The 15,604-nt window shown below is 74.8% G+C and carries 8 protein-coding genes; 4 read left to right on the top strand and 4 right to left on the bottom strand.

From position 1 onward, the window contains the following. Nucleotides 1-450 precede the first annotated feature (450 nt). Nucleotides 451-993 carry a MarR family winged helix-turn-helix transcriptional regulator gene (locus tag ACIQUQ_RS22065; RefSeq protein ID WP_403978319.1) on the bottom strand — a complete coding sequence of 181 codons (543 nt, stop codon included), beginning with the start codon at nucleotides 991-993 and terminating at the stop codon, nucleotides 451-453. A 121-nt stretch (nucleotides 994-1,114) separates the two neighbouring features. Between ACIQUQ_RS22065 and ACIQUQ_RS22060 the strand changes: the two genes are divergently transcribed. Continuing rightward, on the top strand, nucleotides 1,115-2,389 hold the full coding sequence (locus ACIQUQ_RS22060) for an MFS transporter (protein WP_403978316.1): 1,275 nt from the start codon (nucleotides 1,115-1,117) through the stop codon (nucleotides 2,387-2,389). Nucleotides 2,390-2,528: 139 nt separating this feature from the next. Here ACIQUQ_RS22060 and ACIQUQ_RS22055 read toward each other — a convergent pair whose 3' ends face one another. Continuing rightward, nucleotides 2,529-4,355, bottom strand: coding sequence for a SpoIIE family protein phosphatase (locus tag ACIQUQ_RS22055; protein WP_403978346.1), 1,827 nt, complete (start codon nucleotides 4,353-4,355; stop codon nucleotides 2,529-2,531). Between the two features lie 196 nt (nucleotides 4,356-4,551). After that, nucleotides 4,552-6,222: an NAD(P)/FAD-dependent oxidoreductase gene (locus ACIQUQ_RS22050; protein WP_403978313.1), complete on the bottom strand. Its 1,671-nt coding sequence runs from the start codon at nucleotides 6,220-6,222 to the stop codon at nucleotides 4,552-4,554. 338 nt (nucleotides 6,223-6,560) lie between these two features. Here ACIQUQ_RS22050 and ACIQUQ_RS22045 point away from each other — a divergent pair, with 338 nt between their 5' ends. Then, on the top strand, nucleotides 6,561-7,364 hold the full coding sequence (locus tag ACIQUQ_RS22045; RefSeq protein WP_403978311.1) for a TetR/AcrR family transcriptional regulator: 804 nt from the start codon (nucleotides 6,561-6,563) through the stop codon (nucleotides 7,362-7,364). Between the two features lie 435 nt (nucleotides 7,365-7,799). Next, nucleotides 7,800-9,788 carry a sigma-70 family RNA polymerase sigma factor gene (locus ACIQUQ_RS22040; RefSeq protein ID WP_403978308.1) on the top strand — a complete coding sequence of 663 codons (1,989 nt, stop codon included), beginning with the start codon at nucleotides 7,800-7,802 and terminating at the stop codon, nucleotides 9,786-9,788. 1,286 nt (nucleotides 9,789-11,074) lie between these two features. Here ACIQUQ_RS22040 and ACIQUQ_RS22035 read toward each other — a convergent pair. Continuing rightward, entirely contained in the window at nucleotides 11,075-13,219 is a 2,145-nt protein-coding gene (locus ACIQUQ_RS22035; RefSeq protein ID WP_403978305.1) for an asparagine synthase-related protein, read from the bottom strand. Between the two features lie 567 nt (nucleotides 13,220-13,786). Here ACIQUQ_RS22035 and ACIQUQ_RS22030 point away from each other — a divergent pair. Beyond that, nucleotides 13,787-15,562 carry a sporulation protein gene (locus ACIQUQ_RS22030; protein WP_403978302.1) on the top strand — a complete coding sequence of 592 codons (1,776 nt, stop codon included), beginning with the start codon at nucleotides 13,787-13,789 and terminating at the stop codon, nucleotides 15,560-15,562. Nucleotides 15,563-15,604 lie beyond the last annotated feature (42 nt).

Below are 15,604 nucleotides of genomic sequence, written 5' to 3'. Positions count from 1 at the left end.
GCACGCTGTTGAGTTCTCAAGGTGCGGTCGCTTCCTTTGTTCCCGTTTCCGGGCCCTCCGGGCGCTTCCTTCGTTTCCGACTCTATCAGATCTTTCCGACCCGATTTCCTCGGTGCTTTCCGGTTCCTGCGGCGTTTCCGTCGCTTTCCCCTTCGGCGTTCCCGACTCTATCAGACTCTTTCGGGCCTGACTCCCAGTCAGCGGGTTTTGCCTTCCGGGCTGTTGGGCCCTTCCGGCTCCCGAACTCTAGCGGATTTCCCGGGCGACTCGAAATCGAGTCTTCGAAAGTAATTCGGGCACGCCGAATTCACTCCCGGTGGGAGATCGTGCTGAGTTGGGTTGCCGCAACATGGCGGCGGGATCGTTGTCGCAGAACCGTTCCGGCCCCGTGACAACTCGAAGAACCTTACGGACCCCGAGGGGTCGTGTCAACCCCGGGTCGGCCCGGGATCAGCCCCGGGCCTGGGTCTCCTCCACACGGGCGAGCAGGCGGGTCAGCATGTCGCCGAGGACGCCCCGCTCCGCCGTGGAGAGGTCCTGGAGGAGCTCCTCCTCGAAGACCGTCGCCATCCGCATCGCGTCGAGCCACTTGCTGCGGCCCTCGTCGGTCAGCTCGACGATCACGCGGACGCGGTTGGTCTCGTCGCGTTCCCGCGTCACCAGACCCTCTGCCGTCATCCGGTCGATCCGGTGGGTCATCGCGGCCGGCGTCAGGCCCAGCTGCTTCGCGAGCTCGCTCGGGCCCATCCGGTAGGGCGCGCCGGAGAGGACGAGGGCCTTGAGGACCTCCCACTCCGCGTTGCTGATGCCCAGGGCGGCGGTCTGGCGGCCGTACGCGACGTTCATCCGGCGGTTCACGCGCTGGAGTGCCGAGACGACCTTCTCGACCTGGGGGTCGAGGTCCCGGAACTCGCGCTGGTACACGGCGATCTGCTCGTCGAGGGTCGGCTCGCTGATCCCGTTGAGGCCCGTTGTGTCGGGGGTGTCACCCATGTCGCGAAGTATGACACGCCCCCGTTGGCGTCTAACTCCTTCGATGTGTACAGTTAAGCATCGAACTTTAGAGTTGAAGTCTTCACGACAGAACTAGGGCAGGTGAAAAGTGACCAGGGTGATGGGCGCTGCGATGCGGCGGATCCAGGCCGGCAACGCACTGACGGCGTTCGGCATCGGCTTCACGGTTCCGTTCCTCTACATCTACGTGGCGCAGGTGCGAGGTCTTGGCTCCATGTGGGCCACGTGCGCGTTCATCGCGTTCGCCCTGGGCGCCCTCGTGGCGCTTCCCTTCGTCGGCCGTGCCATCGACCGACGCGGTCCGTCGCCGGTGGTCATCGGTGCCGCGGTCGTCGCCTCCCTGGGCGCGCTGTCCCTCGGCCTGTCCACCGGTGTGGTGCCGATCCTGCTGTCCGCGCTGGCACTGGGCGCCGGCCAGGCCGCGATGCAGCCCGCGCTGGCGACCATGATCGTCTGGTGCTCCACCACGGCCACCCGGACCCGGGCCTTCGCCCTGCAGTTCTTCATGCAGAACCTGGGCCTGGGCATCGGCGGCCTGCTCGGCGGCCAGATCGTGGACGAGAACCACCCGAACAGCTTCGTCCTCCTCTTCTCCATCGAGGCCGTGATGTTCCTGGTGCTGGCCGGGGTCATCGCCACCGTCCGGCTGCCGCACGCGCCCGCCCTCAAGGGCTCCGTCCCGAAGGACGCCGGCGCCAAGGGCGGCTGGCAGCGGCTGCTGCGCCACAAGGCGATGGTCCAGCTCTGCGTGCTGGGCTTCGTCCTCTTCTTCGCCTGCTACGGACAGTTCGAGTCGGGCCTGGCCGCCTTCGGCACCGAGGCCGCCGGCATCTCCCCGTCCACCCTGGGCTTCGCCCTCGCCGCCAACACCGGCGCGATCGTCGTGGCGCAGTTCGCCGTGCTGCGGCTGGTCGAGAAGCGCCGCCGGAGCCGGGTCATCGCGCTGGTCGGCCTGATCTGGACCGCCGCCTGGGTGATCGCGGGCTTCTCGGGGCTCGGGCACGGCAGCGCCACCATGGCCGCCGCCGCGTTCGTGACGACGTACGCGCTCTTCGGGATCGGCGAGGCGATGCTGTCGCCGACCGTCGCCCCGCTGGTGGCCGACCTGGCCCCGGAGGGGTCCGTCGGGCAGTACAACTCCGCTTTCGCCCTGGTGAAGCAGATGGCGCTGGCCCTGGGCCCGCTGGGCGTGCCGCTGGGTGCCGGGCTGCCGATGCTCTACATCGGGATCTTCGTCCTGGTCTCGCTCGGCATCGCATGGCTCGCGCTGCGGCTGGGTAGGCAGCTCACGCCGGTCCAGGACAACCCGTCCCTGTCCGTGCAGAGCCGGGTGGTGGCCTCCCACACCCCGGCCGCCGAGCCGGTCGCCGCCTGACCTGGCATGCCGCGCCTCCGGCGCCTGCGTGATTCCGCGTAGGCAGATCGGTACCGATGACGTACGCGGGCCCCCGCACCTTGACGGTGCGGGGGCCCGCTTCACGTCTGCTCCCGGCCGCCCGGGCGGCGTACGGGTGTCAGTCCTCCGGCAGCGCGAACTCGCACCAGACCGCCTTGCCCCCGCCGGGCGTGCGGCGCGAGCCCCACGAGGAGGCGATGGTCGCCACGATCGAGATGCCGCGGCCGGCCTCGTCGCCCGGTTCGGCGCGGCGGCGCCTGGGCAGGTGGTCGTCCCCGTCGGTGACCTCGATGATCAGGCGGCGGTCGGTGCGGCGCAGGCGCAGCCGCATGGGCGGCGTGCCGTGCTGGAGGGAGTTCGCGACCAGCTCGCTCGCGGCCAGCACCCCGAGGTCGCACAGCTCGACCGGAAAGCGCCAGGAGGCGAGCACGCCCTGGGCGAAGGCGCGGGCGCGCGGGGCTGCCTCCACACCGCCGAGGAGTTCCAGGGCGGCGTTGTGGAAGAGCTCGGCGTCCGGGCCCGTGCGGGTGGGGTGCTGGAGGACCAGGACCGCCACGTCGTCGTCGTGGTCCGCGCCGACGCCGAGGGCGCGCATCAGGCGGTCGCAGATCACCTGGGGGGTGCCCTTGGCCCCGGACAGCGCGCGTTCCAGCGCGGCGACGCCCTCGTCGATGTCCTCTCCCCTGCGCTCCACGAGGCCGTCCGTATAGAGGACGGCGGTGGAGCCGGGGCCGAGCGCGATGGTGCCGGAGGAGTGGAGCCAGCCGCCGGTGCCGAGGGGCGGTCCCGTGGGGTCGGCGGCGCGGCGTACCGTGCCGTCCTCGTCGCGGACCAGGATCGGCAGGTGGCCGGCCGAGGCGTAGACGAGCCGTCCCTCGTTCGGGTCGTGGACGGCGTAGACGCAGGTGGCGATCTGGCTGGCGTCGATCTCGGCGGCGAGGCCGTCGAGCAGCTGGAGCACCTCGTGCGGGGGCAGGTCGAGGCGGGCGTACGCGCGGACCGCGGTGCGCAGCTGGCCCATGACCGCGGCGGCGCGCACGCCGCGGCCCATGACGTCGCCGATGACGAGGGCGGTGCGGCCGGCGCCGAGGGTGATGACGTCGTACCAGTCGCCCCCGACCGCCGCCTCGGTGCCGCCGGGCTGGTAGGTGGCGGCGATGCGCAGGTCGTCGGGCTGTTCGAGCTCCTGCGGGAGCAGGGAGCGCTGGAGGGTGACGGCGGCCTCGCGCTGGCGGCGCTCGCTGGCGCGCAGGCGCTCGACGGCCTCGGCGTGGTCGCTCACGTCCGCGAGGTGGACCAGGACGCCGGCGCCCTTGTCTCCTCTGTCTCCCCTGTCTCCCCTGTCCTCGGGATCGTCCTCCGCGGTGGTGCCGGGCTCGGTGCCGATGCCGGTGACCGGGGTGCAGGTGACGGTGTACGAGGTGCCGCCGGGCGCCTTGCGGTTCTTGACCGTACGGGGCTTGCCGCTGCGCAGCACCTGGTCGAGGAGGGGGAGCAGGCCGAGTTCGGCGAGCTCGGGGAGGGCCTCGCGGGCCGGGACGCCGAGGGGGCGGGGGCCGAAGCCGGCGGCGTACGCGTCGTTGACGTACGCGGTGCGGTGGTCGGCGCCGTAGACGAGCGCGACGAGGGAGGGGAGGCGGCCGAGCACCTCCCGGACGGAGAGCTCGTCGAGGGAGGGGACGGTGAGGAGCGCGGTGCCCCCGCCGCCCGGGATGCCGGCGGCGCCGGCCGTGCCGCAGACGGTGAGGTCGGAGGGTGGCGCGTCGCGGCCGGGTGCCGGGCCTTCGCCCGCGGCGGGGTCCTTCCCCGTGGGGTCCTGGGTTCGGCCGCGGGCCGCGGGCACGGAGCCTTCGCCGCGCTTGGCCTGGGCGGCCGCGTGCTCGGTCCGTGCCGCGGCGCGCCGCTGCGTGCCGGGAAAGCGGGCGCTCCAGCGGGTGAAGTTCACTGCGTTCAAGCCTCGTGGTGTCGCTCGTGGTCGCTGTCTGCGGTCTCTCCCGGCCGCCGCCGGGAGGGATGGTCCCGGGCGGGGGCTGGGGAGTGCCCCCAGGGGGTGGCCGGCCGTCGCTGGGCGTCGATCACTCTGTGCAGGTGTGAGCCCACCTATGGTCACACGTCCAGTGTGGCCGACCGGACGGTCCGGATCAGTCGTTCCCGTTCTTCGGGGCCGATGGTCCCGGGTCTGGGGAGGGCTTCGGCTTCGGGGCCGGGCCCGGGGTGGCGTCCGGAGCGGCTTCCGGGGCCGGGGGCGGGGTGGCGCCCGGGGTGGCCTGGGTGGCCGGTGCGGCCGGTGCGGCCGGTGCGGCTGGGGTGGCGTCCGGGGCAGGAGCCGCGGCGCCCTTGCCGGTCTGGTCTGCCGCCGGGGTGCCGGCCGGTTCCCCGCCGCGTTCCGCGGCTGGTCGCCCCGCGTCGGGCGAGGAGTCGGCCGTGAGGTCCATGGCGTCGGGGCGCGCGCGGCCGCCGGCGGCGATCTCGAACTCGGCGCGGGGGTGTTCCAGCGACCCGAGGGAGACGATCTCCCTCGTGAAGAGGCCGGCCAGCGTCCATTCGGCGAGCACGCGCATCTTGCGGTTGAAGGTGGGGACGCGGCTGAGGTGGTAGACGCGGTGCATCAGCCAGGCCGGGTAGCCCTTGAGCTTGCGCCCGTAGACGTGGGCGACGCCCTGGTGCAGGCCGAGGGAGGCCACGGAGCCCGCGTACTTGTGGGCGTAGTCCTGGAGCGGCTGCCCGCGCAGGGAGGCGATGAGGTTCTCGGCGAGGACCTTGGCCTGGCGGACGGCGTGCTGGGCGTTGGGGGCGCATTCGCGGCCCGGCTCGTCGGCGGTGACGTCCGGCACGGCGGCCGCGTCGCCGGCCGCCCAGGCGTTCTCGACGCCGTCGACCGTGAGGCGGGCGGTGCACTTGAGGCGGCCGCGCTCGTTCTTCGGGAGGTCGGTGGCGGCGAGTACGGGGTGCGGCTTGACGCCCGCGGTCCAGACGACCGTACGGGTGGGGAAGCGCGCGCCGTCGCTGAGCACGGCCACCCGGTCCACGCAGGACTCCAGGCGGGTCTCCAGGCGGAGGTCGATGTTGCGCCGGCGGAGCTCGCGGATCGTGTACCTGCCCATCTCGGGCCCCACCTCGGGGAGGATCCGGTCGCTGGCCTCGACCAGCACCCAGCGCATGTCCTCGGGTTTGACGTTGTGGTAGTAGCGCGTGGCGTAGCGGGCCATGTTCTCCAGCTCGCCGAGCGCCTCGACGCCCGCGTAGCCGCCGCCGACGAAGACGAAGGTGAGCGCGGCGTCGCGGACGGCGGGGTCGCGGGTCGACGAGGCGATGTCCATCTGCTCGATGACGTGGTTGCGCAGGCCGATGGCCTCTTCGACGGTCTTGAAGCCGATGCCGTAGTCGGCGAGGCCGGGGACCGGGAGGGCGCGGGAGATCGAGCCGGGGGCCAGGACGAGTTCGTCGTACTCCATCTCCACCGCGCCCGTGCCCTCGTCCTCGGTGGCGAGGGTGGTGAGGGTGGCGGTGCGCTTGGAGTGGTCGATGCGCTGGACCTCACCGATGACGATCCGGCACTTGTCGAGGACCCGGCGCAGCGGCACGACGACGTGGCGCGGGGAGATCGAGCCGGCGGCCGCTTCCGGGAGGAAGGGCTGATACGTCATGTAGGGCTCTGGGGTGACGACGGTGATCTCCGCTTCGTCGTCTCTCAGCTTCCGCTGGAGGGTCAGCGCCGTGTACATGCCGACATAGCCGCCGCCGACGACGAGGACGCGCGTACGGGGCGGGGTGCCGGGGCCGGTTCCCCGGGTGTATGCAGCCTTCACCATCCCATGACGCAACGTGGCCGGGACTTTGTCCACAGGCCCGGCAGATTGTGTGACCGAAGGTCATCCCTGCGACGGGCTCTGAACAAGGGGTGTACGGCGGGAAGGTTCGCAGGTCAGCGCGGGAGAACAGGCAGAATGGAGGAGCCGGAAACGGAAAAGTGGGGGTGAATGCTCCGATCGGGCGTCGCTCCGAGCGGAGCCCCCTCTTCTGAATTGACTCTGGCTCAACTATGTTCGTAACTCGCCGGGGTGTCGGCCGGGGCTCAGATGACCGTGGCCCTCCTGGCGCGCAGGCGGGGAGTCTCCGGGGGGAGACGAATGATTACCGGGGGAAACATATGAACATTTCCGATTTCCATGGGTCTGCGACGGCCGTCTCGACCGAGGGTGCCGGACGCCTGATCGCAGGCGGTACGGGCCCGGGCGGCTCGTCGCAGATAGGACGCTCGACGCCGCTTCGGGTCGACGCCCAGCGCAACCTGGAGCACGTGCTGCGCGCCGCGCGCGAGGTGTTCGGGGAGCTGGGGTACGGCGCTCCGATGGAGGACGTGGCCCGGCGCGCCCGGGTCGGCGTGGGCACCGTCTACCGCCGTTTCCCGAGCAAGGACGTACTGGTGCGGCGGATCGCCGAGGAGGAGACCGCCCGGCTGACCGAGCAGGCGCGTACCGCGCTGGGGCAGGAGGAGGAGCCGTGGCAGGCGCTGTCGCGCTTCCTGCGGACCTCGGTCGCCTCGGGTGCCGGCCGGCTGCTGCCGCCGCAGGTGCTGCGGGTCCGCGTCGAGGACGGCGTGGGCGCGGAGGCCGGTGAGGGCGCCGACGAGGCGCGCGTGCCGCAGCAGCGGGGTGCGCTGGACGGCGTGGGCGGCGGCGCCGCTTCCGCCGAGGCGCGGGTCGTCGCGCCGCGGGGTGCCTCCGACGACGTGGCGGACGACGCGGGTGCGGGTGCACTGCTGGAGGTCGTCGGGCGGCTGGTCGACCGGGCGCGGGCCGCGGGCGAACTGCGGACCGACGTCACGGTGGCGGACGTGCTGCTGGTGATCGCCACGGCGGCGCCGGCGCTGCCCGACCCGGCGCAGCAGGCCGCGGCTTCCGCGCGGCTGCTGGACATCCTGCTGGAGGGGCTGCGCTCGCGCGGGGCCTGAGGCGGGGGGCCGGGGGGATCTGTTCCGGCTTTCTTCCGGCTCTCTTCCGGTTGTCTTCCGGTTGTCTTCCGCCTCTGCCGGGCATTCGTCCGGTTCTCTTCCGCCTCTGCCGGGCACTCGCCCGGCTCTGCTCGGGCACTCGTCCGGCTCTCGTCTGACGCTGGCCGGCTCTCGTCGGACGCGGGTCGGCCCTCGCCCGGCGCGGGTCGGCCCTCGCCTGGCACGGGTCGGCCCTCGTCCGGTGCGGGTCGGCCCGGGCGGGTGACGGGCCGGCCGTAGAACGCGTACCCACTCGAACGAGTGATGACCGGTGCGGCGTTCCGCCGAAGTGTGCCCGGACGGGTGGATGGCGCGCATCGCGCTCCTGAGCGGGGCCCCCGTGTGCCACGCTGGCTCGGTGTACGGGTCGGAATGTGTCGTTCGGGGGCTTCCGCGATGAGTGTTGACGGTCGGGACGAGTCACTCGGCGGCGGCAGCGAGGTGGGCGCCGAGGAGCTGCCCGCCCGCCAGGTTCCCGCTCAGCGCGGCGGCGGCAGCAACGCCACGGCCGCGGAACTCCCGCCGTCCGACGGCGACTTGATCGCACGGATGCGCGGCGGCGACGACGGCGCGTACGAGGAGCTGTTCCGCCGGCACGCGGACGGAGTGCGCCGCTACGCGCGCACCTGCTGCCGGGACGCGCACACCGCCGACGACCTGACGGCCGAGGTGTTCGCGCGCACGCTGCAGGCGGTGCGCGGCGGGGCCGGGCCCGACCAGGCCGTACGGGCCTACCTGCTGACCACCGTGCGGCGGGTGGCGGCCGGATGGACGAAGAGCGCCAGACGCGAGCAGCTGGTCGAGGACTTCGCGCTGTTCGCCGAGCAGGCCGCGCAGGGTGCGCCGGGCACCGGGGGTCCCGGGGACACCCTGGACCTGGGTGCCGACGTGCGCGCGATGCACGACGCGGAGCAGTCGCTCGCCATGCGGGCCTTCCGGAGCCTGCCCGAGCGGTGGCAGGCCGTGCTGTGGCACACCACCGTGGAGGAGGCCTCCCCCAGCGCGGTCGCGCCGCTGTTCGGGCTGACGCCCAACGCCACGGCCGTACTGGCGAGCCGGGCGCGGGAGGGCCTCAAGCAGGCGTACCTCCAGGCCCATGTGAGCGCCGCGCTGACCGAGGGCGGCGACTGCGCCAGGTACGCCGACCGGCTCGGCGCGTACGCCCGCGGGGGGCTGCGGATGCGGGCGGAGCGGGGCTTGCGCAAGCACCTGGAGGAGTGCGCGCGGTGCCGGCTGGCCGCCGGTGAGCTGAAGGACGTCAACGCCGGCATCCCGGCGCTGCTGCCGGTCGCGGTCATCGGGTGGTTCGCCGCCGGGTACGCGGTCAAGGCGGCCGGCGCGGTCGGGGCCGCCGGCGCGGGTGCGGCCGCGGCTGCCACGGGAGGCTCGGCGGCGGGGGGCGCGGGGGCTGCGGGCTCTCTGGGCGCTTCGGGGGCTTCTGGTGTCGCGGGGGCTTCGGGTGGGGCCGGTGCGGCTGGTGGGGCTGGTGCTGCCGGTGGTGGTGCGGGGGCGGGTGGGTCCGGCGTGGGTGCCGGGGCCGCCTCCGAGGGGCTCGGGCTGCCGGCCAAGGCCGCGATCGCCGCGGGGCTCGCCGTCGCCACCGCCGCGGGGGTGGTGTTCGCCTTCGCCGGGGACGATGCGGAGCCCCAGGCCGAGGCGAAGCCGGCGCCCCGCGCGGCCGCGCCGATGGTGCCGGACGATCCGGAGCCGCCGGCCGCCGCGCCCTCGCCGGGGCCGTCCGCCTCCCCGCCGCGGATGCGGGTGGTGGTGCCGCCGGCTTCGCCGAAGCCGCCGGTGTCCCCCAGACCCTCGGCGCCTGCCGCCGCTCCCTCCCGGGCTCCTTCGCCGGAGCCGTCTGCTAAGCCTTCACCGAAGCCGTCGCCGAAACCCTCTGAGAGGCCCTCGCCGAAGCCGTCGCCCCGGCCTTCCTCGAAGCCGCCGGAGGCCGCGCCGCGTGCGTACGAGCTGGTGTCCCTGCGGCAGTCGGTCTTCGGGGACCACTCCGGTCCCGAGCTGCGGACCGCGCGGAGTAGCTGGGTCTGGCAGCGGTGGGGCCTCTCGGTCGGGGGCCGGGACTACGCCCACGGCATCACCGTCCACTCGAAGTCGGCGGTGACCGTCGATCTGAACCGGCCCTGTACGTCCTTCTCCGCGCGGGTCGGGGTGGACGACATGTCGATGGGGCTGGGGACGCTGCGGTTCTCGGTCTGGGCGGACGGTGCGCGCCTGTGGCGCTCCCCCGCGATGGCCGTCGGCGACGCGGCGGTGCCGGTCGAAGTCCCGCTCCGGGGCCGCGAGTCCCTCCGGCTGGTGGTGGAGCGCGAGGAATGGCGCGGCCGCCTGATGCTGGCGGACTGGGCGGGGGCCACGATCACCTGCCGCTAGCCGCCCGGCGGTTGCGGGACACGACCCCGCGCCGCGAGCGGCTCCCGCACCGGGCGCGGGGCCAGTGCCGGGGTGCCGGTCCCGTGCCGGTCCCGTGCCGGCGTGCGGGTGGCTGCCGAGTGCGGTCCCGTTGCCCGTGCCGGACGTTGCCGGGTGCGGCACCGGTACGGCGGGCCGGTGCGGCTGCGGTTCGTTGCCGAGCGCGGCGCCATCGCCGTGCCGGCCGATTCGACTGCGGTTCGTTGCCGGATGCGGCGCCGTCGCGGTGCCGGCCGTTGCCACTGCGGTTCGTTGCCGGGTATGGGCCCTGCCCCTGTGGTTCGTTGCCGGGCGGTGCCATTGGCGTGCGGGTCGTTGCCGCTGCGCGGAGCCGCTTCCCCACCCCGCCCCTTCCCGAACCGGAGCTCCGCCCCGGACCCCGGTCAGCCCTCGGACGCCGGGCGCGCTGAGATGCGTGGAGCGAGCCCACGTAACCCTCAAGCGCCGGGCCGGCTGAGCACCCTGAGCTCCGCAGCGGACGTCGGGTGCCTGGTGGCTGATGCCTCGGGGCTCCGCCCCTGCCCCCGCGCCTCAAACGCCGGCGAAGCTGGATTGGCTGCGCGAACCCGCCTCCCGAGCCGGCACGTTCCGCGCCACAGGCATGCCCGGCCCTCCAGCACGTTCCGCGCCGCGGGCAGATCCATGCCTCCCGAGCCGGCACGTTCCGCGCCCCAGGCATGTCCGGCCCTCCAGCACGTTCCGCGCCGCGGGCAGATCCAGCGCCCCGGCACCCTCCGCGCCACAGGCAGGTCCGGCGTCCCGGCACGTTGCCGCCCCTTCGGCGTTTGCGGAGCGGGGGTGGGGGGCGGAGCCCCCGTAAGGGGTCCAGGCGGAGCCCTGGGCACCTCCCAGCGGTAGCTGGGGGAGGAACGGAGGCAGGGCTGGGAGGGGAACGCCCCGCAGGGCGAGCACCCGCACCCCAACCACGCCGCACCCGGCAACGGACAGGCACCCGCACGGCACCCGCCTCGTTGGGAGACCGGCAGCCGGCACCAGACCAGCGCCACAGGGCAACCACCCGCAACGCAACGGCACCGCCCCCGGCCGCAGACAACGCACCCGCACGGACGGCACCGGCACAGCCCGGGCACACACCCGCACGGAACCTCCGGCACCGCCCCAGCCGCGGGCACACACCCGCACGGGACCTCCGGCACCGGCACAGGCACAGGGGCCCTGGGGTACCGCGCGGCGGTGGGGGCGACGGCCGCCCGCGAGGGAGCGGCGCCACGGGCCCGTGGTGGGGGTCAGAGGGGGCGGGGGATGCCCGCGGGGTCCGGGAGGGCCGGGCGGGTCGGGACGCCCGTCGGGACCGCTCGGCGGCGCGGGGTCGACGTCCCCGTCCAGCACGTGCCCCGCCGCGCCAGGAGGCGACGGAGCCACAGTTCCGTCGAGACGAGGTCCGCCAGCCCGTCCAGCGGCACCGGCGCCCCGTCCGCCGCCTCCACGAGCGCCTGCTGGACCACCCGCGCCTCCACCAGCCCCGCGTCCGCCAGCAGCGGTGCCGAGAAGAGGTCGAGCAGCTCGTCCAGGGCCCAGCGCAGACCGGCCCGGGCCGCCGGATTGTCGCCGGCCACCGCGCCCCAGCCGGGCGGCAGTTCCCGCACGCCCGTGCCCGCCAGTACCGCCCGCAGGACCGAGGCCCGGGCGCCCGGCTGGACCCGCAGCGCCTCGGGGAGGGCGCGGGCGGCCCGTACCACCTGGTTGTCCAGGAACGGGGCGTGCAGCCGCTGGCTGCGCACCTCCACCGCCTGCTCGAAGACCCGGTGGTCGGCCGCGTGCCGGGCCAGCGCCGCCCGCGCCCTGGCCTCCCCCGGGCGCAGCGACAGCGGCGGGCGGCCGGCCGCGGCCTCCAGCCGGATCGACACCTCCGCCAGCGCCTCGCCGGTCAGCCAGCGCGCCGCCGGCCCCGGCCGGGACCAGGTCAGCGCGGCCAGCGAGGAGGCGACCACGCCGCCCGGGTCGTCGAAGCTGTGCCCGCGCAGCCGGGAGGCGGCGTCGCGGATCCCGGACATGTAGGTCGTGCGGGAGAGCCGCCGGGCCGCCAGGTAGACCGTCAGCGGCACCGCGAGGGACTGGCGCTCCGTACGGGCCAGCGCGGCCACCGGCCTGACCAGGTGCCGCCGCTGCCGGTCCAGCAGCAGGTCCGCCAGCCGGGCCGGGTGGGCGTCGAGGACCTGCCGGGCGCCGTGGCCGACGAGGTGGTCCGCGCTGCCGGCGGTGAGCCGGCGGCGGTGCCGGGCGGCGCTGACGAGGGAGGGCCCGGGCTCGTCGGTGAGGGGGCCGTCCAGCTCGGCGTACGGGAGGGCCTCCTCGGCCGCCGCGACGACGACGTGGTGCAGGCGCGGGTTGGTGGCGATGGCGCGCGCCCGCTCCAGTTCGGCCTCGCGGCCCTGGGGCGTGGCCAGGTCGTTGAAGGTGACGGCCAGCAGCCGCTCGCCCGCGCCCGCGCCGTGGCCGAGCACGGTGCCGGGCACCCCGGGCAGGCCGGCGGCCAGCAGCGCGAGGGTCGCGGAGGCGCTGCCGCCGGAGAGGTCGGCGCCGATGCCGGGGGCGGGGGCGCCGCGGGCCGCCCGCCGCTCGGCCGGTCCCATGCCGGGGACGGGTCCCGGATCGTACGGAAGGGTGTCCGGAGCGTGCCTCGGGGCGGTGAGCCTGGCGCGCACCGCTTCGACGAGCGCCTCCCGTACGCCCTCGACCGCCCTGTCCGGGTCGGCCTGGGGCGCGGCGACGGCGAGGGAGGCGACCGGCTCGTACCCGGTGATCTCCCGCGAGCCCTCCCGCAGGATCAGCGCGTGGCCGGGCGGGATCCGCCGCACGCCGACGTACGGGGTCCCGTCGCCCAGCGCCTCGGGGCTGTCGGGGCAGGCCAGCAGGGCCGCCAGGTGCCCGATGTCGAGCTGGGCCTCGATGAGGTCGGCCAGCGGGAGGGCGGCGGTGGCGAAGGCGGTGCCGTTGGCCCAGGGGGTGTAGAAGACGGGCCGCGCCCCGGCGAGGTCGCCGACCACGGTGATCCGGCGGCCGGCCTGCACCACGGCCGTGTAGCTGCCGGGCCAGGCCGTCAGGTGCCGCAGGGCGCCGCCGCGGGCGGCGAACAGGCCCCGGCGCAGCTGCTCGTCGGTGGCCCCGCAGCAGCCGAGGACGGCGAGGCGGGTGAAGGGGTCGGCCGGGTCGGCGACAACGGTGCGGATCTCGTCCGGGCGCCAGTCGCCCACCGCCCAGAGGGGGTCGGGGTCCCCCCACAGGAGCTGGGCGCCGACGGGGTGGAGGGTGCGGGCGGCGTCCTCGGGGGCGTCATCGGAGTCGGCCAGGCCGCCGCGCACGGTGTCGGCCAGGCGCCCGGCCGTGCCGAAGCTTGCGGCGATACTGCTCCAGCCCACCAACCACCGCATCGACCCGCCTCCACAGACTGTGGACAAGTTCGGGTCCATGCTGCCACGAGAAGGGCGCGCAAGAGGTGCCATGGGGGGCGCACATGCAAACGAACACGCCCCGGTCATGCGGTATTTGGCGTTCCGTTCCAACCGTTCCATAGGTCGGATTCGGCCATTCTTTTCCGCGCCGTTTCCGTGCCGGACGGTACGGGCGGTGCCCGCGTGGCGGCGGGGCGCGGCCCGGGAGGCGCGGTCCGCCTCCCGGACCGGTCCGCCACCCGCGGGGATTGAGGCGGCGGTGTCCCCCGGCCCACCGGTTCCACGCAGCGGGCCGACCCACGCACCCCACATGGAATCGTCCGGCCGGGAGCCGGGGCAGAGCGCACGCACGGGCGCACGGCCACACGGGCGGAGCACGGGACACCGGAGCGCGGGACGGACGCGCCCCGGCCAACGCCGAAGGTACGGACAACAATCCCGCCATGTGGAACTCGGGCCCTTAACGCTTGGGATGCGGCGAACTACGCTGGGTTTACGAATGCCGGGTGCCTATGCCCCGGCGGCCGTCTGCGTGAGGGGTGGCGCATGTCCAGGGAGCTCCGCGAGCCGAACGAGAAGCTCGGCACCGTCCTCGCCCTCGCGGGTATCAGCAACGCCGGACTGGCGCGACGGGTCAACGACCTGGGCGCGCAGCGCGGCCTGACGCTTCGTTATGACAAGACCTCGGTGGCCCGGTGGGTCTCCAAGGGCATGGTGCCCCAAGGTGCCGCGCCCCACCTGATCGCGGCCGCGATCGGCGCGAAGCTGGGCCGGCCGGTGCCGTTGCACGAGATCGGGCTGGCGGACGCGGACCCGGCGCCCGAGGTCGGCCTGGCCTTCCCGCGGGACGTGGCGGCCGCGGTGCGGTCGGCCACGGACCTGTACCGGCTGGACCTGGCGGGCCGCCGGGGCGGTGGCGGGATCTGGCAGTCGCTGGCGGGGTCGTTCGCCGTGTCGGCGTACGCGATGCCCGCCTCGCGGTGGCTGATAACGCCCGCGGACAGCTCGGTGGCCCGGGAGGCGCCGGGGGCGGCCGGGAGCGCACCGGGGGGCACGGGCACCGCCGTGGCGCCCGGGCCGGGGCCCGCGGGCCCCGCGGGGCAGGGCACGGGGTCCGCAGGTGCAGGGGCAGCCGGGTCCGGGAGTGCGGGGTACGCGGGAGCCGGCCCGGCAGGTGCCGCGTCCGGGACCGCAGCCGCCGGGACCGCAGCCGCCGGCACCACGGCATCCGGGACCACTGCTGCCGGGACCGCCGTTCCGCCCGGTACCGGACCGGGACCTTTCGTCGGCGCCTCCGCGGGGGCCGGCGGCGTACCGGGGCGGGGCGACCGTACCGAGGGGCGTCCCGAGCGGGCCGCGCCCACCGGGCCGGCACCCGCCGGACCCTCGCTCGACGCCTCGCCGCAGCGCGTCGGGCACAGCGACGTGGCCAAGCTCCGCGAGGCCGCCGAGGACGCCCGGCGCTGGGACTCCAAGTACGGCGGGGGCGACTGGCGCTCCTCGATGGTGCCCGAGTGCCTGCGCGTCGACGCGGCGCCGCTGCTGCTCGGCTCCTACTCCGACGAGGTGGGCCGCGCGCTGTTCGGCGCGACCGCCGAGCTGACCCGGCTGGCCGGGTGGATGGCCTTCGACACCGGCCAGCAGGAGGCCGCGCAGCGGTACTACATCCAGGCGCTGCGGCTCGCCAGGGCGGCGGCCGACGTCCCCCTGGGCGGGTACGTGCTGGCCTCCATGTCCCTCCAGGCCACCTACCGCGACTTCGCCGACGAGGGCGTGGACCTCGCCCAGGCGGCCATCGAGCGCAACCGCGGCCTGGCGACCTCCCGCACGATGAGCTTCTTCCGGCTCGTCGAGGCGCGGGCCCACGCCAAGGCGGGCGACTCGGCGGCCGCGGGCGCCGCGCTGCGGGCGGCCGAGGGCTGGCTGGAGCGGGCGCGGGAGGGCGACGCCGACCCGTCCTGGCTGGGTTTCTACTCGTACGACCGGTTCGCGGCGGATGCGGCGGAATGCTACCGCGACCTCAAACTGCCGCGTCAGGTACGCCGGTTCACCGAGCAGGCCCTGTCCCGGCCCACCGAGGAGTACGTCCGCTCGCACGGCTTACGCCTGGTCGTGAGCGCCGTCGCCGAGCTGGAGTCCGGCAACCTGGACGCGGCCTGCGCCCAGGGCACCCGGGCCGTGGAGGTCGCCGGGCGGATCTCCTCGGCCCGCACCACGGAGTACGTGCGCGACCTGCTGCACCGGCTGGAGCCGTACGGCGACGAGCCGCGCGTGGCGGAGCTCAGGGAGCGGGCGCGACCGCTGCTGGTGGCGCCCGTGTGACCCGGATGTCAGTCGGGGGGTGCAGTATCGGGGTGGGAGGTG

This window comes from Streptomyces sp. NPDC101118 (genome assembly GCF_044759445.1).
Lineage (GTDB): Bacteria > Actinomycetota > Actinomycetes > Streptomycetales > Streptomycetaceae > Streptomyces.
The sequence above is the reverse complement of the archived record's forward strand: the minus strand, read 5'-3'. Positions and strand labels throughout refer to the sequence as shown.